Origin of the sequence: Mitsuokella jalaludinii DSM 13811 (assembly GCF_000702905.1) — a bacterium.
Taxonomy (GTDB): Bacteria; Bacillota; Negativicutes; order Selenomonadales; family Selenomonadaceae; genus Mitsuokella; species Mitsuokella jalaludinii.
On the sequence record NZ_JNKR01000013.1, the window covers coordinates 17,062 to 35,381 of the forward strand.

Genomic DNA, 18,320 nt, shown 5'->3' on the forward strand with positions numbered 1-18,320 from the left:
TATCGTATAAGGAGTGTTTCGATCCGTGTCAATGCATTGGAATTCGTATGGAAAATATCTGTTAACGGGAGTCGTTCTCGGCTCGTTCCTGCTTTATGCGCCGTCTGTCACAGAGGCAAAGCGCGCCCACAAAGCACCGCAGAACAGCGCTGAGGTCACGGTAGCCGTGCCGGATGTCATGAACGAGACAAAGCAGGCACAAAGACCTTCCCGCAAGCATCAGGCCGACCCGAAGATCGGCATCCGCCAGGATCTGCGCGGTGAGGATCAGCTGCACGCAACATCGGAAAAGGAACTGTCGGGCGGCAGCGACTTCCAGTCGCGCATCCACAACATCCTCTATCCGTCTGGACAGGCCGCTCAGCAGATGACACCGCTTGCCGTGCCGCAGACCATCTCGGCTTACGACAACTCGATCATCGGCACGCCGCTCGCGAGCCAGGAGCAGTGCGTGCGCTACCTCTTGAGCAACAACCCGAACCCGGACATCACCGTTTCGCCGCAGCAGCTCGTCTCGTACTACTATGAAGAGGGTGCGCGCGAGGGCATCCGCCCGGACGTCGCCTTTGCTCAGGCGCTCAAGGAGACAGGCTTCTTCCGCTACGGCGGCGATGTCATCCCGCAGCAGAACAACTTCTGCGGCCTCGGGACGACGGGCGGCGGCGTCAAGGGCGCTTTCTTCGCGACGGCGCAGCTCGGTGTCCGCGCGCACATCCAGCACCTCTTGGCGTATTCGTCGACGCGCGAGCCGAGCGAGCCGGTCATCGACCCGCGCTACCAGCTCGTGCGCGACTCCTACGGCACGCGCACGCTCGGCACGTGGGAAGACCTCAACGGCCGCTGGGCTGTGCCGGGATACACGTACGGCCAGAGCATCCTCTCGATGTTCCGAGCCATGCTGACCGAATGATGCAGGGGCATCTGAGCCCTCTGTCATGCATAAAGAAATCAAGATCGCAATTATTTCCAGATTGAAAGGGATGAAATCACTCGATGATTACAGTCAATAATGTCAGCCTCCAGTTTGGCAAGCGCGTCCTCTACAAGGACGTCAACCTCAAGTTCACGCCGGGCAACTGCTACGGCATCATCGGCGCGAACGGTGCCGGCAAGTCCACCTTCCTCAAATTGCTGGCAGGCGACATTGAGCCGACGGGCGGCACAATCGAGATTACACCGGGCGAGCGCCTCGCTGTCCTGCAGCAGGACCACTATGCCTATGATGACTACGAGGTCCTGCGCACGGTCATCATGGGCCACAAGCGCCTTGTGGAGATCATGGATGAGAAGGATGCGCTCTACGCGAAGCCGGATTTCTCCGAAGAGGACGGCATGCGCGCTTCGGAGCTCGAGGCGGAGTTTGCCGAACTCAACGGCTGGGATGCAGAGTCCGAGGCCGCACGTCTGTTGAACGGCCTCGGCATCCCCGAAGAGGAGCACACGATGAAGATGGCGGACCTCACGGCGAAGGAGAAGGTCCGCGTGCTGCTCGCCCAGGCGCTCTTCGGCAGCCCGGATATCCTGCTCTTAGATGAGCCGACGAACCATCTCGATGTTGAGTCGATCAACTGGCTCGAGAACTTCCTCGCCGACTTCCCGAATACGGTCATCGTCGTCTCGCATGACCGCCACTTCCTCAACCAGGTCTGCACCTACATCTGCGACGTTGACTTCGGCGAGATCAAGCTCTATGCGGGCAACTACGATTTCTGGTATCAGTCGAGCCAGCTCGCCCTGCAGCTGCAGAAGGAGCAGAACAAGAAGGCCGAGGAGAAGATCAAGGAACTGCAGACCTTCATCGCGCGCTTTGCCGCCAATGCTGCGAAGTCCAAGCAGGCGACGAGCCGCAAGAAATTGCTCGACAAGATCAAGGTCGAGGACATCAAGCCGTCTTCGCGCCGCTATCCGTATATCGCCTTCGCGCCGGACCGCGAGGCGGGCGACCAGCTGCTCCAGGTCGACGGCATCTCCAAGTCGGTCGACGGTGAGCAGGTCCTCAAGAATGTCAGCTTCACGCTGAAGCGCGGCGACAAGGTCGCTTTCGTCGGCCCGAACAGCATCGGCAAGACGATGCTCTTCAAGATCCTCATGGGCGAGGAGCAGGCGGACGAGGGTACGTTCAAGTGGGGCGTGACGACGACGCAGGCATACCTGCCGTCTGACAACTCGGCTTACTTCGACGGCGTCGACCTCAACCTTGTCGACTGGCTGCGCCAGTATTCGAAGGATCCGGATGAGACGTTCGTGCGCGGCTTCCTCGGCCGCATGCTGTTCTCGGGCGAGGAGAGCCAGAAGAAGGCATCGGTCCTTTCCGGTGGCGAGCGCGTGCGCTGCATGCTCTCGCGCATGATGCTCTCGGGCGCGAATGTGCTGCTCCTCGATGAGCCGACGAACCACCTCGACCTCGAGTCGATCACGGCACTCAACAACGGCCTGATCGCCTTCAAGGGCACGGCGCTCTTCGTCTCGCACGACCACGAGTTCGTCCAGACGATCGCGAACCGCATCATCGACATCACGCCGGACGGCGTTGTCGACCGCCTCTCGACGTACGATGACTTCCTCGCGAATGAGACGGTGCGCCAGCAGCTCCAGGAGAAGTACAAGAAGTAAGACGTTAGACACTGAAGATGTAAGGATGTAAGGATGGGCGATGACGGATGCTCGATAAATTCTTGCAGAATGCGATAGAGGATGCGGGCGCTACAGGGCGCCTGCGCGAGATGATCGGTGTCCTGCGCAGACGCGAAGTCGTGCGCGGCATGACGCCGGAGAAGCTGCGGCAGGTCCTCGAGGACCTCGGTCCGACATTTGTCAAGCTCGGCCAGATCATGAGCATGCGGCCGGACTTCCTGCCGCCGGAGTACTGCGATGAGCTCATGAAGCTGCAGTCCGGTGCGAAGCCGCTGCCGTTTCCCATCATCCTCGAGGTCATCGAGAAGGAGTACAGCCGCCGCTGGTCTCAGATCTTCCGCTCCATCGACGAGGAAGCGCTGGGTTCGGCGAGCATCGCACAGGTGCACCGCGCTGTGCTGACCTCAGGCGAGAAAGTCGTCATCAAGGTGCAGCGGCCGGGCATCTACGAGATCATGAGCAAGGACATCGTGCTCCTCAAGCGCGCGGCGACGCTATTGAAGATCGTCAGCCACTCGCAGGATGTCCTCGACTTCAACATGGTCCTCGACGAGATGTGGACGATCGCCAAACAGGAGATGGACTTCCTCATGGAGGCCGACCACATCGAAGAGTTCGAGCACCTCAACCGCGATGTCGACTATGTCAGCTGCCCACGGGTCTTCCGACAGCTCTCGACGCAGCACATTCTCGTCATGGAGTTTGTCGACGGCATCCGCATCGATGACTTCGACAAGCTGCGCGCGAATGGCTACGACATCAACCTGCTCGGGCGCCATCTCGGCGAGAACTACGTCAAGCAGATCATCGAGGACGGCTACTTCCATGCCGACCCCCACCCGGGCAATATCTGGGTGAAGAACGGCCGCATCGTCTGGCTGGACCTCGGCATGATGGGGCGCCTCTCGAGCCGCGACCGCATTGCCATCCGCAAGGCTGTGATGGCGCTGGCGAATCACGATACCTTTGAGATGAAAGCCGCCGTGCTCTCTCTGGGTGTCGTGCGCGGCCGCATTAACCACACAGCGCTCTATCAGGACATCGATTCGATGATGGCGCAGTACAGCTCACTCGACTTCAAGTCGCTGCAGATGGGCGTCTTGACGCGCCAGATCATGAATATCCTGCGCGTCCACCGCATCGCCTGCCCACAGGGGCTCTCGATGTTCGCGCGCGGTGTCCTGACGATTGAGGGCGTCATGCGTCTCTGCTGCCCGAAGGTCAGCTTCGTCGAGATCTTCGCGAAGAGCCTCGCCCTCGACTTCAAGAAGAACTTCAGTTGGCACGATGAGATGGACAAGGTCAAGCGCGAGGGCTTCCTGCTCATGCGCAAGTCCGCACAACTGCCGGAACAGATCTCGGACATCCTCAAGATGACGATGAGCGGCCAGACGAAGGTCAACCTCGACCTCACAGGCTCGGAGGAGCCGCTGAACCGCATGGACAAGATGATCAACAAGGTCATCATCGCCGTGCTCTGCGCAGCGCTGCTCCTCGGATCCAGCACGATCTGCACGACGAATATGACGCCGAAGATCATGGAGATTCCCCTGCTCGGTTTCCTCGGGTACCTCATCGCCTTTGTGCTGAGTATCCGCCTGATCTGGGAGATACACAAAGGAGCCTAGCTCCAAGACCCGCCGCACTGCGGCGGGTCTTTTTACGTGCGGCATGTGGCGGGATTCTGTGCGGCATGGTAAAATGATGACAGAGGTATAACCGTTGCAGGCAAATGGCAAGACCATGTGCGATGGTGCGTAGAGATGGAAAAGGAGCGATGCAGATATGGGCATGAGAGGTGTGCGCGGTGCGATCACCGTGGAACAGAACGAAAAGGAAGCAATCTGGCAGGCGGCCAAGGCGATGATGCAGGAGCTCATCGAGCGCAATGAACTGGCACCGGAGGATATCGGTGCGGTGATCTTCAGCATGACGGAAGATCTCACGGCGGCTTTCCCGACGGCTGGTGTGCGCCAGCTGCCGGGCTTCGACCTCGTGCCGCTCTTTGACGCGCGTCAATGTGCGATTGAGGGCAGCCTGGAGAAGTGCATTCGCGTGCTCGTGCTCGCCGATACGGGAAAAGCACAGCGTGATATCCACCACATCTATATGGGAAAGGCTGTCGCACTTCGTCCTGATATACGCTGAACACCATGGAATTGGTACCAAGTCATATAAAATTTCTACAAGCTACTGTACTTTTTATATAAAATCTTGTAGAATAGATGGAGTGAGAGGATTCATCAGGAATTTTCAGAATCAAGTGGTAAGGAGAGATACACTTTGAGTAACATCGATACGAAATGCGTCAACGCGATCCGCGTGCTCGCAGCAGATGCAATCCAGAAGGCAAAATCCGGTCATCCGGGCCTGCCGCTCGGCAGCGCTCCGATGGCGTATGAGCTCTGGGCAAATCACATGAACCACAATGCCAAGGACCCGAAATGGGCCAACCGCGACCGCTTCATCCTGTCGGGCGGCCACGGCTCGACGCTGCTCTATTCGCTGCTCCATTTCTACGGCTACGGCCTGACGATGGACGATATGAAAGAGTTCCGCCAGATGGGCTCGCTGACGCCGGGCCATCCGGAGTACGGTCACACGGTCGGCGTCGAAGCCACGACGGGCCCGCTCGGCGCAGGCATGGGCATGGCTGTCGGCATGGCGATGGCAGAGGCACACCTCGCTTCGATGTTCAACCGCCCGGGCTACCCGGTTGTCGACCATTACACGTTCGCGCTCGGCGGCGACGGCTGCATGATGGAAGGCATTTCCTCGGAGGCGTTCTCGCTCGCTGGCACGCTTGGCCTTTCGAAGCTCATCATCCTCTACGATTCCAACAAGATCTCCATCGAGGGCAATACGGACATCGCCTTCACGGAGGATGTCCAGGCTCGTATGCGTGCCTTTGGGTTCCAGACGATCACAGTCGAGGACGGCAATGATCTCGAGGCCATCGGCAAGGCCATCGAAGAAGCGAAGGCTGACAAGGAGCATCCGTCCTTCATCACGGTCAAGACGCAGATCGGCTACGGCTGCCCGGCCAAGCAGGGCAAGGCCAGCGCTCACGGCGAGCCGCTCGGCGAGGAGAACGTCAAGGCCATGAAGGAGAACCTCGGCTGGCCGGAACCGGACAAGTCCTTCAACATCCCGCAGGATGTCTACGACCACTATGCAGACCTCGCCAAGAAGGGTGAGGCGGCAGAGGCTGCCTGGAACAAGATGTTCGCTGAGTACTGCGAGAAGTTCCCGGAGGACAAGGCTCGCTGGGAGAAGTACCACACGGCTGTCAATGCCGAGGCGCTCTACAACAGCGATGAGTTCTGGGCTTATGAGGACAAGGCTGTCGCAACGCGCAATCTCTCCGGCAAGATGATCAACCGCCTCAAGGACATCATGCCGAACCTCATCGGCGGCAGTGCTGATCTCGCACCGTCGAACAAGACGCATATGGAAGGCGAGGGGGACTTCAGCAAGTTCAACTATGCGGGCCGCAACCTGCATTTCGGCGTCCGCGAGCTCGCCATGGCCGCGATTGCCAATGGCCTGATGCTCCACGGCGGCCTGCGCGCCTATGTCGCGACGTTCTTCGTCTTCAGTGACTACACGAAGCCGATGGTCCGCCTGGCTGCCCTGATGGGCCTGCCGGTGACGTACGTCTTCACGCACGACAGCATCGGTGTTGGCGAGGATGGCCCGACGCATGAGCCAATCGAGCAGATGGCCATGCTGCGCGCCCTGCCGAACATCAATGTCTTCCGCCCGGCTGATGCAACGGAGACGGCTGCCGGCTGGTACCTCGCTGTGACGTCTACGAAGACGCCGACGGCTCTCGTGCTCACGCGCCAGAACCTGCCGCAGCTCCCGGGCTCGAGCAAGGATGCCCTCAAGGGTGCTTATGTCGTCTCCGAGGCGAAGGATCCGGCGAACATGGCCGGTATCCTCATCGGCACGGGCTCTGAGGTATCGCTGGCCATCGAGGCACAGGAAGAGCTCGCCAAGAGCGGCATCGACGTCCGCGTCGTCTCGATGCCGTGCATGGATCTCTTTGAGCAGCAGAGCGCTGAGTATAAGGAGAGCGTCCTGCCGAAGGATGTCCGCGCGCGCGTCGCTGTCGAGGCGCTCTCGAGCTTCGGCTGGGGCCGCTACGTCGGCCTCGACGGTGCAACGGTCTGCATGGAGAGCTTCGGCGCTTCGGCACCGGCGGCACAGCTCTTCGAGAAGTTCGGCTTCACGAAGCAGCATGTCGTAGAAGTCGCCATGAAAGTCATTGCTGCCAATAACTGATCGAATTGCATAGTCTCAGGGCGGTCGAGCCGCTCTGTATACATAAAAGGTCCGCAGTCTGCGGGCCTTTTATTTTTTGTATACTTTTGCCAGCAATGTCCTCTGTACGAGGAATAAAAGTGCTGTTTTTGCGCGTGTCCATAAAAATGATACGCTAGACAGCGTGGACACACAAAACTTTATAAAATAAGTGTTGACAAGGGTTTTGGAGGGTGTTATATTATAGGAGTGCCTGATTCAAGCGCACGATTTAGTGATACAGGAGAGTGAAAGCAATGACACTGGATGCACTGAAAAGCGCCAGTCGGGTAATGGGTATCAAGCAGGTTTCCAAAGCTGTGAAGCGCGGAGATGCGGAATGCGTCTTCGTTGCCGATGATGCAGATGAACGCGTCATCGGACCGCTGCAGATTCTCTGCCGGGAACAGGATGTCTCGGTCGAGCATGCGGCGACGATGGCTGACCTCGGCAATGCATGTGGCATTGAGGTCGGCGCGGCAGCGGCGGCAGTCCTCAAGCAGCCTATTTGTTAAAAACTCAGGAGCTCTGCTTCGGGGTTTTAATAAATAATAAATTCTCAATATGAAGGAAGGAGGTGCATGTATGCCTACTATCAATCAGTTAGTTCGTAAGAGCAGAAAGAGCATGCAGGAGAAGTCCAAAGCACCAGCACTCAAGAATTGCCCGCAGAAACGTGGTGTTTGCACGCGTGTTTACACGTCTACGCCGAAGAAGCCGAACTCGGCTCTGCGTAAGGTTGCCCGTGTTCGTTTGACGAACAGCATCGAGGTTACCGCATACATCCCAGGCATTGGTCATAATCTTCAGGAGCATAGCGTTGTTCTGATTCGCGGCGGTCGTGTCAAGGACCTGCCAGGTGTTCGTTACCACATCATCCGCGGCTCGCTCGATACTGCCGGTGTGCAGGATCGCGGCCAGGGTCGTTCCAAGTACGGTGCGAAGAAAGCTAAAGCGAAGAAGAAGTAATGAAACGGTTCCTGCCCTGAGCAGGAAAATATGCTAATGAAGAAGGAGGTAAAACAATGCCAAGAAAAGGTTCCGTACCGAAGCGCGACGTACTGCCGGATCCGGTGTACCACAGCAAGACGGTTACGAAATTCATCAATAAGGTAATGCTCTCCGGTAAGAAGAGCGTTGCAGAGCGCGTCGTTTACGATGCGTTTGAGACGATCCGTGCCAAGACGGGCAAGGATCCTCTCGAGGTTTTTGAGACTGCTCTCAAGAACGTTATGCCGGTTCTCGAGGTTCGCGCACGCCGCGTCGGTGGTGCTAACTACCAGGTTCCGGTCGAGGTTCGTCCGGACCGCCGCATGACGCTCGGCATTCGCTGGCTCGTCAACTATGCTCGTCTCCGCGGTGAGAAGACGATGGATGAGCGTCTTTCCGGTGAGCTCATGGATGCTGCAAACAACACGGGTGCAGCAATCAAGAAGAAGGAAGACACGCACAAGATGGCAGAGGCCAACAAGGCTTTCGCTCACTATCGTTGGTAAGACTCAGTCTTCTCCTGCTGTGACGGGAGAAGAGTTCAAAGAAGGAGAACAAAAGTGGCAAGAGAGTATTCCCTTGAAAAGACTCGTAACATCGGTATCATGGCTCACATCGATGCCGGTAAGACGACGACCACGGAGCGTATCCTCTTCTACACGGGTGTCAATCACAAGATCGGTGAAGTACATGATGGTGCTGCAACGATGGACTGGATGGTTCAGGAGCAGGAGCGTGGTATCACGATCACGTCCGCTGCAACGACCTGCCATTGGAAAAATCATCGCATCAACATCATTGATACGCCGGGTCACGTGGACTTCACGGTAGAGGTTGAGCGTTCCCTGCGCGTACTCGATGGCGCTGTAGCAGTCCTGACTGCTCGCGGCGGTGTTGAGCCTCAGACTGAGACCGTTTGGCGTCAGGCTGAGAATTACAATGTTCCGCGTATGGCTTATGTCAATAAGATGGACATCACCGGCGCGGACTTCTTCAATGTCATCAAGATGATGAAGGAACGCCTCAATGCAAACGCAGTTGCAATCCAGCTGCCGATCGGCGCTGAGGACACGTTCAAGGGCATCATCGATCTCGTCAAGATGGAAGCCATCGTCTATGAAGACGACCTCGGCAAAGTCGAAGATGAAGTCGCGATCCCGGATGACATGAAGGATCAGGCTGAAGAATACCGTGAAATCCTCCTCGAGGCTCTTTCCGAGCTCGACGATGACTTCATGGAGAAATATCTCGGCGGCGAGGAGATCACGGAAGACGAGATCAAGGCTGTTATCCGCAAGGGTACGGTTTCCTGCAAGCTCTGCCCGGTCACCTGCGGTACTTCCTATCGCAACAAGGGTGTCCAGCCGCTCCTCGATGCAATCGTCGATTACATGCCGGCTCCGACGGATATCCCGCCGATCGCTGGCATCAACCCGGAAACGGGCGAAGAGGACCATCGTCCGTCGAGCGACGATGAGCCGTTCGCCGCTCTCGCATTCAAGATCATGACGGATCCGTACGTCGGCAAGCTCGCATTCTTCCGCGTATACTCCGGCATCCTCGATGGCGGCTCTTACGTGTACAACTCCACGAAGGGCAAGAAAGAGCGTATCGGCCGTATCCTGCAGATGCATGCGAACAACCGTAAGGAAATCGACCGCGTCTACAGCGGTGATATCGCTGCTGCCGTCGGCCTCAAGGATACGACGACGGGCGACACGCTCTGCGATGAAGAGCATCCGATCATCCTCGAGTCGATGGTATTCCCGGATCCGGTTATCTCCGTTGCGGTTGAGCCGTCGACGAAGAACGACCAGGAGAAGATGGGCGTAGCACTCCAGAAGCTCGCAGAAGAGGATCCGACCTTCCGCGTCCGCACGGACCAGGAGACGGGCCAGACGATCATCTCCGGCATGGGTGAGCTTCACCTGCAGATCATCGTTGACCGCATGCTCCGCGAGTTCAAGGTCGACTGCAAAGTCGGCGAGCCGCAGGTTGCATACCGCGAGACGATCCGCAAGTCCGTTGAGGCTGAAGGTAAGTTCGTCCGCCAGTCCGGTGGTCACGGCCAGTACGGTCACTGCTGGCTTAAACTCGAGCCGCAGGAGCCGGGCGAAGGCTTCTCGTTCGAGAACAAGGTTGTCGGCGGCGCTATCCCGAAAGAATTCATCAAGCCGATTGAAGATGGTGTCAAGCAGGCTATGGAAGCTGGCGTTGTCGCTGGTTATCCGATGGTCGACATCAAGGCAACGGTCTTCGATGGTTCCTTCCACGAAGTCGACTCCTCTGAGGCAGCCTTCAAGGTTGCCGGCTCCATGGCTTTCCGCAATGGTGCTGAAAAAGCAAATCCGGTTCTGCTTGAGCCGTATGTAAAAGTCGAAGTCACTGTACCGGAAGAGTACATGGGCGATGTCATCGGCGATCTGAACTCCCGCCGCGGCCGTATCGATGGTATGGAAGCGCGCAATGGTTCCCAGGTCATCACGGGCTTCGTTCCGCTCTCCGAGATGTTCGGTTACTCGACGGATCTGCGTTCCAAGACTCAGGGCCGAGGGAACTACAGCATGGAAGTTGCTTACTATGATGAAGTTCCTAAAAATATTGCTGACAAGATTGTCGCAAAAAACAAAGGTGAATAAGGGAGGAAAAAATCACAATGGCTAAAGAAAAGTTTGAAAGAACCAAACCGCATGTTAACATCGGCACCATCGGTCACGTCGACCATGGCAAGACGACGCTGACGGCTGCAATCACGAAGGTTCTCTCCGAGACTCCGGGTTGCAAAGCTTCTTTCGAAGATTACGCTGATATCGATAAGGCTCCGGAGGAGCGCGAGCGCGGTATCACGATCAACACGGCACACGTTGAGTATGAGACGCCGAAACGTCACTATGCACACGTTGACTGCCCGGGCCACGCTGACTATGTCAAGAACATGATCACGGGCGCCGCTCAGATGGATGGTGCAATCCTCGTCGTTTCCGCTGCTGATGGCCCGATGCCGCAGACGCGTGAGCACATCCTGCTCGCTCGCCAGGTCGGTGTTCCGGCAATCGTTGTCTTCCTCAACAAGGTTGACCAGGTTGACGATCCGGAGCTCCTCGAGCTCGTCGAGATGGAAGTTCGCGAGCTGCTCTCCAGCTACGATTTCCCGGGCGATGACATCCCTGTAATCGCTGGTTCCGCTCTGAAGGCCCTCGAAGGCGACGAAGAGCAGAAGAAGAACATCATCAAGCTCATGGAAGCTGTTGATGACTACATCCCGACGCCGGAGCGCGACAACGCTAAGCCGTTCCTGATGCCGGTCGAGGATGTCTTCACGATCACGGGCCGTGGTACGGTTGCAACGGGCCGCGTTGAGCGTGGTGAGCTCAAGATGAACGATACGGTTGAGATCGTTGGTCTGCAGGACGAGCCGCGTCAGACGGTTGTCACGGGCATCGAGATGTTCCGCAAGATGCTTGATTTCGCTGAGGCTGGCGACAACATCGGTGCTCTGCTCCGTGGTATCGACCGCAAAGAGATTGAGCGTGGCCAGGTTCTCGCAAAGCCGGGCACGATTCATCCGCACACGAAGTTCAAGGCTCAGGTCTATGTCCTGACGAAAGAAGAAGGCGGCCGTCATACGCCGTTCTTCACGAACTATCGCCCGCAGTTCTACTTCCGCACGACGGACGTAACTGGCGTAGTCAAACTGCCGGAAGGCACGGAGATGGTTATGCCTGGCGATAACGTCGAGATGGAAGTTGAGCTCATCACCCCGATCGCTATCGAGAAGGGCCTGCGCTTCGCTATCCGCGAAGGTGGTCACACGGTTGGTGCTGGCCGCGTAACGGAAGTCGAAGGCTAATCTTTCAACTTAATCTTTTCATAAGAGCGGCGCTCGCGTCGCTCTTATTTAAAGGTTAAAATCAATATGGTACCCCCCAATGCGATGACGTGGCAGATGGCTCGGGTGTACCCGAGGGAACTGTTACGGAGAAATGTTTGGGCCAAGAGCCTGGACGATAAGGAGGAAAAACAAATTGTCTAAACAGCAGAAAATCAGAATCCGTTTGAAGGCTTATGATCATAAAGCCCTCGATCAGAGTGCCGTAAAGATTGTCGATACGGCAAAGAAGACTGGTGCAATGGTATCCGGTCCGATTCCTCTTCCGACGGAAAAGAACATCTACACGATCCTGCGTTCCCCGCATGTCAACAAGGACAGCCGTGAGCAGTTTGAAATGCGCACGCATAAGCGCCTGATCGACATCCTGCAACCGACCAACAAGACGGTCGATGCTCTGATGCGTCTTGACCTGCCGGCAGGCGTAGACATCGAGATCAAACTTTAATCCGAGGAGGTGGAATGAATGTCGAAAGCTATCTTAGGTAGAAAACTTGGTATGACTCAGATCTTCACGGAAGAAGGCAAGGTTGTCCCGGTTACGGTCGTAGAGTCTGGCAACAACATCGTCATCCAGAACAAGACGGTTGAGTCCGACGGCTATAATGCAGTACAGCTCGGCTTCGGTGAAGTTAAAGAAAATAAAGTGAACAAACCCCTGAAAGGCCATTTCGAGAAGGCAGGCGTCAGCCCTGTAAAGTTCATTCGCGAGATGCGTCTTGCAGATGCTTCTGAATACAAAGTCGGTGACACCATCGGCGTTGACATATTTAGTGCTGGAGAACTTGTTGATGTTACGGGTACTTCCAAGGGCAAGGGTTTTGCCGGCGGTATCAAGCGTCACAACTTCGCTCGCGGTCCTATGGGCCATGGCTCCAAGTCCCATCGTGAGCCGGGTTCCACGGGTGCTATGATCTCCGGTCCTGGCGGACGTGTCCTCAAGGGCAAGAAGCTGCCGGGCCGCATGGGTGGCGAGCGCGTTACGGTTCAGCGCCTCACGGTCGTCCGTGTCGATGCAGACCGCAACCTCATCCTCATCAAGGGTGCTATTCCGGGCCCGAAGAAGAGCTTCGTTGTGATCAAGAACACCGTTAAGCCGGGCAAAAACTGATTGGAAGGAGGACACCAACAATTATGGCTACAGTAGCAGTTTATGACATCACCAACAATCAGGTTGGCGATATCGAATTGAATGACAGCATCTTCGGCGTAGAGATGAATGCAGGCCTCCTGCATCAGGCCGTCGTGATGCAGCTCGCAGCTCAGCGCCTCGGCACGCATGCCACGAAGACGCGCGGCTTTGTCCGCGGTGGCGGCCGTAAGCCGTGGAAGCAGAAGGGCACGGGCCGTGCACGTGCTGGTTCGACGCGCAGCCCGCTGTGGGTTGGCGGTGGTACGGTCTTCGGACCGCATCCGCGCAAGTATGCGTTCAGCATGCCGCGCAAGCAGCGTCGCCTCGCACTCAAGTGCGCACTCTCCGATAAAGTCAAGAGCGGCGACCTCATCGTTCTCGAGAGCCTCAACTTCGATGCTCCGAAGACGAAGCAGGTTGTCAAGATGCTCGGTGACTTCGGCGTCGATTCCAAGGCCCTCTTCATCACGGCTGATGAAGCTGAGAACGTCGAGAAATCCGCACGCAACATCCCGGGTGCGAAAGCCATCCAGGCTCTTGGCCTGAATGTCTATGATATCCTTCATCATGACAAGCTGTTCATCACGAAGGATGCCATCACCCGTATCGAGGAGGTATTCGCATAATGGAAGCACGTGATATCCTGATCCGTCCGCTGATCACTGAGAGAACGACTCAGCTCATGGCTGAAGGCAAGTACGTCTTCGTTGTTGCGAAAGCAGCCAACAAGATCGAGATTGCCAAAGCAGTCGCTGAGATCTTCAAAGTCAAAGTTGAGAAAGTCAATACGGTCAACGTACTTGGCAAAACGAAACGCATGGGCCGCACGTCTGGCAAGCGCCCTGACTATAAAAAAGCCATCGTGAAGCTCGCTGCTGGCGAAAGCATCGAGTTCTTCGAGGCATAATCGAGAAAAGGAGGTACATTTAAGTGGCAGTAAAGAGTTTTAAACCATATTCTGCAGGCCGACGCTTCATGACGGTCGCATCGTTCGATGAGATCACGGCAAGCAAGCCTGAGAAGTCCCTGACGGAACGCCTGAAGAAGAACGGCGGCCGTAACCAGCAGGGCCGCCTGACCGTCCGCCATCAGGGCGGCGGCCATAAGCGCCTCTATCGCGTGATCGATTTCAAGCGCACGAAGGACGGTATCCCGGCTCGCGTCGCTACGATTGAGTACGATCCGAACCGCAGCGCCCGCATCGCTCTGCTCAACTACGTTGACGGCGAGAAGCGCTACATCCTCGCACCGAACGGCCTCAAGGTCGGCGATCAGGTCGTTTCCGGCCCGGACGCTGATATCAAGGTCGGCAACGCACTCCCGCTCAAGAACATCCCGGTCGGCACGACGGTACACAATGTCGAGCTCAAGATCGGCAAGGGCGCACAGCTCGTCCGCAGTGCTGGTACGTCCGCACAGCTCATGGCTAAGGAAGGCGATTATGCACTCCTCCGCATGCCGTCTGGTGAGCTCCGCAAGGTGCACATCAATTGCCGCGCCACGATCGGCGAGGTCGGCAATCTCGAACACGAGAACATCACGATCGGTAAGGCTGGCCGTAACCGCTGGCTCGGCGTTCGCCCGGAGAACCGCGGCGTAGCGATGAACCCGAACGACCATCCGCACGGCGGCGGCGAGGGCCGCTCCCCTGTTGGCCGCAAGCACCCTGTTACGAAATGGGGCAAATGCGCTATGGGTGCAAAGACCCGTCGCAAGAAAGCATCCGACAAGCTCATCGTCAAAGGACGCACGAAATAATAGAAATCGACAGGCAGCCTAGTGCCGCCTGACGAAAGGAGGAGACACTTTGTCAAGATCTATTAAAAAAGGACCTTACGTTGCAGAGAGCCTGATGAAGAAGATCACGGCCCTGAACGAGGCTAACGATAAGAAGGTTGTCAAGACCTGGTCGAGAAGCTCCACGATTTTCCCGGATTTCGTCGGTCACACGATTGCCGTCCATGATGGTCGCAAGCACGTGCCGGTCTACATCACGGAAGACATGGTAGGCCACAAGCTCGGTGAGTTTGCACCGACGCGCACGTTCAAAGGCCATGCCGGCGAAGAGAGAAAGACCTCTCTGAGATAATTTTGCGAAAGGAGAATCCTTGTGGAATCTAAAGCAGTAGCTAAATATGTTCGCATCGCTCCGCGCAAAGTTCGTGTCGTCATGGATCTCATCCGTGGCAAGAACGTCGCTGAAGCGTTCGCGATTCTGAAATTCACGCCGAAGGCTGGTGCCGAGGTAGTTGAGAAAGTCCTGCGTTCTGCTGTTGCAAACGCTGAGAACAACTTTGATATGGACGTCGAGAAGCTCTACGTCAAGACGGCTTTCGCTGATCAGGGCCCGACGCTCAAGCGCATCCATCCGCGTTCCCGTGGACAGGCGTTCAAGATCTTGAAGCGTACGTCCCATGTAACCATCGTCGTTGACGAGAAGAACTGAGCAAGGAGGGAAACGGTTTGGGTCAGAAAGTAAATCCGCATGGTATTCGTCTTGGCGTCGTCAAGACCTGGGATGCTAAGTGGTATGCAGACAAAGATTTTGCAGAGAACCTGCATGAAGATATCAAAATCCGTGACTATCTGAAGCAGAGCCTTCAGGCAGCCGGTGTGTCCAGAATCGAGACGGAGCGCAGCAAGAACCGTCTGAAGCTCACGATCCATACGGCTAAGCCGGGCATGGTCATCGGCCGTGGCGGTTCGGGCATTGAGCAGATCAAAGAAGGTCTGAAGAAGTACACGACGAAGCGCGTGGACATCAACATCGCAGAGATCAAGCAGCCGGATATGGACGCTACGCTCGTCGCTGAGAACATCGCTCAGCAGCTCGAGCGCCGCATCGCTTTCCGCCGTGCGATGAAGCAGGCCGTTGGCCGCACGATGCGTCTCGGCGCTAAGGGCATCAAGATCGCTTGCAGCGGTCGCCTTGGCGGTGCTGAGATCGCACGTAAGGAATCCTATCGTGAAGGAAGTATCCCACTTCATACGCTCCGCGCTGATATCGATTACGGTACGGCAGAAGCTCACACGACTTATGGCCGCATCGGCATCAAGGTCTGGATCTTCAAGGGCGAAGTTCTTCCGGAAAGAAAGCAGGCTAAGACTGCAGCTGAAGGGAGCGAAGCTTAATGTTATTACCAAAGAGAGTCAAATACCGTAAACAGTTCCGTGGCCGCATGAAGGGCAAGGCTCATCGCGGCAATACGCTGAGCCATGGTGAGTTCGGTCTTGTAGCACTGGAGCCGGCATGGATCACGAACCGCCAGATCGAGGCAGCTCGTATCGCCATGACGCGTTACATCAAGCGCGGTGGCCAGGTCTGGATCAAGATTTTCCCGGATAAGCCGGTAACGGCAAAGCCGGCTGAGACACGCATGGGTTCCGGTAAAGGTTCGCCGGAGTACTGGGTAGCTGTCGTGAAGCCGGGCCGCGTGCTCTTCGAGATGGATGGTGTTTCCAAGGAAATCGCTATGGAAGCAATGCGTCTCGCAGGCCACAAGCTCCCGATCAAGACGAAGTTCGTTGTGAAGGAAGACAATAAAGCAGAGGGCGGTGAAGTAAATGAAGGTTAATGAGATTCGCGAGATGAACGCTGAGGAGCTCAACCAGAAGCTTGCTTCGCTCAAAGAGGAACTTTTCAACCTCCGTTTCCAGCTCGCCACCGGCCAGCTCGAGAACCCGATGCGTATCAAGGAAGTAAAGAAGACGATCGCCCGCATCAAGACGATCCAGCGTGAGAACGAGCTCAAGGCTTGATCACGGAAACTGATATGCAGAAGGAAGGAGGCTCCCTGATGAGCGAAAGAAACGTACGTAAGACTAAGATTGGTAAGGTCATCTCCGATAAGATGGACAAGACCGTTGTTGTTGCAGTCGAGGAACTCGAGCAGCACAAGCTTTACAAGAAGCCGGTCAAGAGAACGGTCAAATTCCACGCACACGATGAGAAGAACGACGCACATGTTGGCGACAAGGTTTCCATCATGGAAACGCGCCCGCTGTCCAAGACGAAGCGCTGGAGAGTCGTTGAAGTCGTAGAACGCGCGAAATAATCCCAAATTATCGAAGAAGGAGGTCAAACAATGATCCAACAGCAAACCATCCTGAATGTTGGTGACAACACTGGTGCAAAGGAAATCATGTGCATCCGTGTTCTCGGCGGTTCCTACCGTAAATACGCTAACATTGGTGATATCATCGTAGCTGCAGTCAAATCTGCTGCTCCGGGCGGCACGGTCAAGAAGGGCGATGTCGTAAAGGCAGTCGTAGTCCGCAGCGTCAAGGGCCTGCGCCGTGCAGATGGCTCCTACATCCGTTTCGACGAGAATGCAGCCGTCATCATCAAGGACGACAAGACGCCGAAAGGCACGCGTATTTTTGGACCGGTAGCCAGAGAGCTTCGCGATAAAGACTTCATGAAGATCGTTTCCCTGGCTCCTGAAGTACTTTAATTGTGAGGAGGTGCTATTTTGTCACTCGTAAAACTGAACGTTAAGAAGGGCGACACGGTTCTCGTGCTGTCCGGCAAAGATAAAGGCAAGCAGGGCAAAGTCATCGCAGCTATGCCGAAGAAGGGTAAGGTTGTCGTCGAAGGCGTCAACAAAGTGAAGCGTCACACGAAGCCGAACCAGAAGGCTCCGCAGGGCGGCATCCTCGTCAAGGAAGCTCCGATGCATGCATGCAAAGTCATGCTCGTCTGCCCGGCATGCCAGAAGGCAACGCGCGTTGCTCACAAGGAAGTCAATGGCAAGATGGTCCGCGCTTGCAAGAAGTGCGGCGAAGTCATCGACCAGACGAAATAATCACGAAAGGAGGAGCATAAGTGGATAGATTACAGGAAAAATACCAGAACGAAGTCTGCAAGGCTATGACGGAGAAGTTCGGCTACAAGAACGTCATGCAGCTTCCGAAAATCGAGAAAGTCATCATCAACATGGGTGTCGGTGAAGCCGTTGGCAACCCGAAGGCCCTCGATGCTGCCGTGAATGATCTGACGATCATCTCGGGCCAGAAGCCGCTCCTGACGCGTGCGAAGAAGTCCCTCGCCGCTTGGAAACTGCGTGAAGGCATGCCGATCGGCTGCAAGGTAACGCTGCGCGGCACGCGCATGTACCAGTTCCTCGATAAGTTCATGAACGTCGCTCTCCCGCGCGTCCGTGACTTCCGCGGTGTATCTGACAAGGCTTTCGACGGCCGTGGCAACTACGCTGTCGGTCTCAAAGAGCAGCTCATCTTCCCGGAAATCGAATACGATAAGATCGATAAGATCCGTGGCATGAACATTGTAATTGTTACGACGGCACAGACGGATGAAGAAGCCAGAGAGCTCCTGAAACTCATGGGTATGCCGTTCAAAGCATAAGGAGG

24 protein-coding genes are annotated in these 18,320 nt (G+C 56.2%); all 24 read left to right on the plus strand.

Annotation, left to right across the window (positions count from 1 at the left end; all coding sequences use genetic code 11):
• Nucleotides 1–25: 25 nt before the first annotated feature.
• On the plus strand, nt 26–910 hold the full coding sequence (locus T518_RS07420; protein WP_414683472.1) for a glucosaminidase domain-containing protein: 885 nt from the start codon (nt 26–28) through the stop codon (nt 908–910).
• 83 nt (nt 911–993) lie between these two features.
• Nucleotides 994–2,613: an ABC-F family ATP-binding cassette domain-containing protein gene (locus T518_RS07425; RefSeq protein ID WP_036377650.1), complete on the plus strand. Its 1,620-nt coding sequence runs from the start codon at nt 994–996 to the stop codon at nt 2,611–2,613.
• 47 nt (nt 2,614–2,660) lie between these two features.
• Nucleotides 2,661–4,262, plus strand: a complete 1,602-nt coding sequence (locus T518_RS07430; RefSeq protein WP_036377653.1) for an ABC1 kinase family protein — start codon at nt 2,661–2,663, stop codon at nt 4,260–4,262.
• Nucleotides 4,263–4,425: 163 nt separating this feature from the next.
• Entirely contained in the window at nt 4,426–4,782 is a 357-nt protein-coding gene (aroH, locus tag T518_RS07435; RefSeq protein ID WP_036377818.1) for a chorismate mutase, read from the plus strand.
• Between the two features lie 135 nt (nt 4,783–4,917).
• Complete coding sequence (tkt, locus tag T518_RS07440) at nt 4,918–6,921, plus strand: transketolase (protein WP_036377656.1); 2,004 nt, start codon at nt 4,918–4,920, stop codon at nt 6,919–6,921.
• A gap of 275 nt (nt 6,922–7,196) precedes the next feature.
• A complete protein-coding gene (locus T518_RS07445; RefSeq protein WP_036377659.1) occupies nt 7,197–7,454 on the plus strand; it encodes a ribosomal L7Ae/L30e/S12e/Gadd45 family protein in 258 nt (85 codons plus the stop codon).
• 70 nt (nt 7,455–7,524) lie between these two features.
• Nucleotides 7,525–7,908 carry a 30S ribosomal protein S12 gene (gene rpsL / locus T518_RS07450; RefSeq protein WP_005842087.1) on the plus strand — a complete coding sequence of 128 codons (384 nt, stop codon included), beginning with the start codon at nt 7,525–7,527 and terminating at the stop codon, nt 7,906–7,908.
• A 56-nt stretch (nt 7,909–7,964) separates the two neighbouring features.
• A complete protein-coding gene (gene rpsG, locus T518_RS07455; protein WP_036377662.1) occupies nt 7,965–8,435 on the plus strand; it encodes a 30S ribosomal protein S7 in 471 nt (156 codons plus the stop codon).
• A 54-nt stretch (nt 8,436–8,489) separates the two neighbouring features.
• Nucleotides 8,490–10,568, plus strand: coding sequence for an elongation factor G (fusA, locus tag T518_RS07460; protein WP_036377666.1), 2,079 nt, complete (start codon nt 8,490–8,492; stop codon nt 10,566–10,568).
• A gap of 17 nt (nt 10,569–10,585) precedes the next feature.
• Nucleotides 10,586–11,779: an elongation factor Tu gene (gene tuf / locus T518_RS07465; RefSeq protein ID WP_036377671.1), complete on the plus strand. Its 1,194-nt coding sequence runs from the start codon at nt 10,586–10,588 to the stop codon at nt 11,777–11,779.
• A 175-nt stretch (nt 11,780–11,954) separates the two neighbouring features.
• Nucleotides 11,955–12,266, plus strand: coding sequence for a 30S ribosomal protein S10 (rpsJ, locus tag T518_RS07470; protein ID WP_029540488.1), 312 nt, complete (start codon nt 11,955–11,957; stop codon nt 12,264–12,266).
• A gap of 18 nt (nt 12,267–12,284) precedes the next feature.
• A complete protein-coding gene (gene rplC / locus T518_RS07475; protein ID WP_036377679.1) occupies nt 12,285–12,929 on the plus strand; it encodes a 50S ribosomal protein L3 in 645 nt (214 codons plus the stop codon).
• A 23-nt stretch (nt 12,930–12,952) separates the two neighbouring features.
• Nucleotides 12,953–13,576, plus strand: a complete 624-nt coding sequence (rplD, locus tag T518_RS07480; RefSeq protein ID WP_036377685.1) for a 50S ribosomal protein L4 — start codon at nt 12,953–12,955, stop codon at nt 13,574–13,576.
• The gene (rplW, locus tag T518_RS07485) at nt 13,576–13,857 is read left to right on the plus strand and encodes a 50S ribosomal protein L23 (RefSeq protein ID WP_005842100.1); all 282 of its coding nucleotides are present in this window, start codon (nt 13,576–13,578) and stop codon (nt 13,855–13,857) included. Before rplD ends, rplW begins: the two co-directional genes overlap by 1 nt.
• 23 nt (nt 13,858–13,880) lie before the next feature.
• Entirely contained in the window at nt 13,881–14,708 is an 828-nt protein-coding gene (gene rplB, locus T518_RS07490) for a 50S ribosomal protein L2 (RefSeq protein ID WP_072003590.1), read from the plus strand.
• 49 nt (nt 14,709–14,757) lie between these two features.
• Nucleotides 14,758–15,039 (plus strand): 30S ribosomal protein S19, encoded by a 282-nt coding sequence (gene rpsS, locus T518_RS07495; protein ID WP_036377701.1) that lies wholly within the window; start codon nt 14,758–14,760, stop codon nt 15,037–15,039.
• Nucleotides 15,040–15,060: 21 nt separating this feature from the next.
• Nucleotides 15,061–15,396, plus strand: a complete 336-nt coding sequence (gene rplV / locus T518_RS07500; RefSeq protein ID WP_036377705.1) for a 50S ribosomal protein L22 — start codon at nt 15,061–15,063, stop codon at nt 15,394–15,396.
• A 17-nt stretch (nt 15,397–15,413) separates the two neighbouring features.
• A complete protein-coding gene (gene rpsC / locus T518_RS07505) occupies nt 15,414–16,082 on the plus strand; it encodes a 30S ribosomal protein S3 (protein ID WP_036377712.1) in 669 nt (222 codons plus the stop codon).
• Nucleotides 16,082–16,525, plus strand: coding sequence for a 50S ribosomal protein L16 (rplP, locus tag T518_RS07510; RefSeq protein ID WP_036377718.1), 444 nt, complete (start codon nt 16,082–16,084; stop codon nt 16,523–16,525). Before rpsC ends, rplP begins: the two co-directional genes overlap by 1 nt.
• Nucleotides 16,515–16,709: a 50S ribosomal protein L29 gene (rpmC, locus tag T518_RS07515; RefSeq protein WP_005842110.1), complete on the plus strand. Its 195-nt coding sequence runs from the start codon at nt 16,515–16,517 to the stop codon at nt 16,707–16,709. Before rplP ends, rpmC begins: the two co-directional genes overlap by 11 nt.
• 38 nt (nt 16,710–16,747) lie before the next feature.
• Nucleotides 16,748–17,005, plus strand: a complete 258-nt coding sequence (rpsQ, locus tag T518_RS07520; RefSeq protein WP_036377724.1) for a 30S ribosomal protein S17 — start codon at nt 16,748–16,750, stop codon at nt 17,003–17,005.
• Between the two features lie 30 nt (nt 17,006–17,035).
• Nucleotides 17,036–17,404, plus strand: a complete 369-nt coding sequence (gene rplN, locus T518_RS07525) for a 50S ribosomal protein L14 (RefSeq protein WP_005842114.1) — start codon at nt 17,036–17,038, stop codon at nt 17,402–17,404.
• Between the two features lie 18 nt (nt 17,405–17,422).
• Complete coding sequence (gene rplX / locus T518_RS07530; protein ID WP_036377730.1) at nt 17,423–17,755, plus strand: 50S ribosomal protein L24; 333 nt, start codon at nt 17,423–17,425, stop codon at nt 17,753–17,755.
• 20 nt (nt 17,756–17,775) lie between these two features.
• Complete coding sequence (gene rplE / locus T518_RS07535) at nt 17,776–18,315, plus strand: 50S ribosomal protein L5 (protein ID WP_005842117.1); 540 nt, start codon at nt 17,776–17,778, stop codon at nt 18,313–18,315.
• Nucleotides 18,316–18,320: the final 5 nt, after the last annotated feature.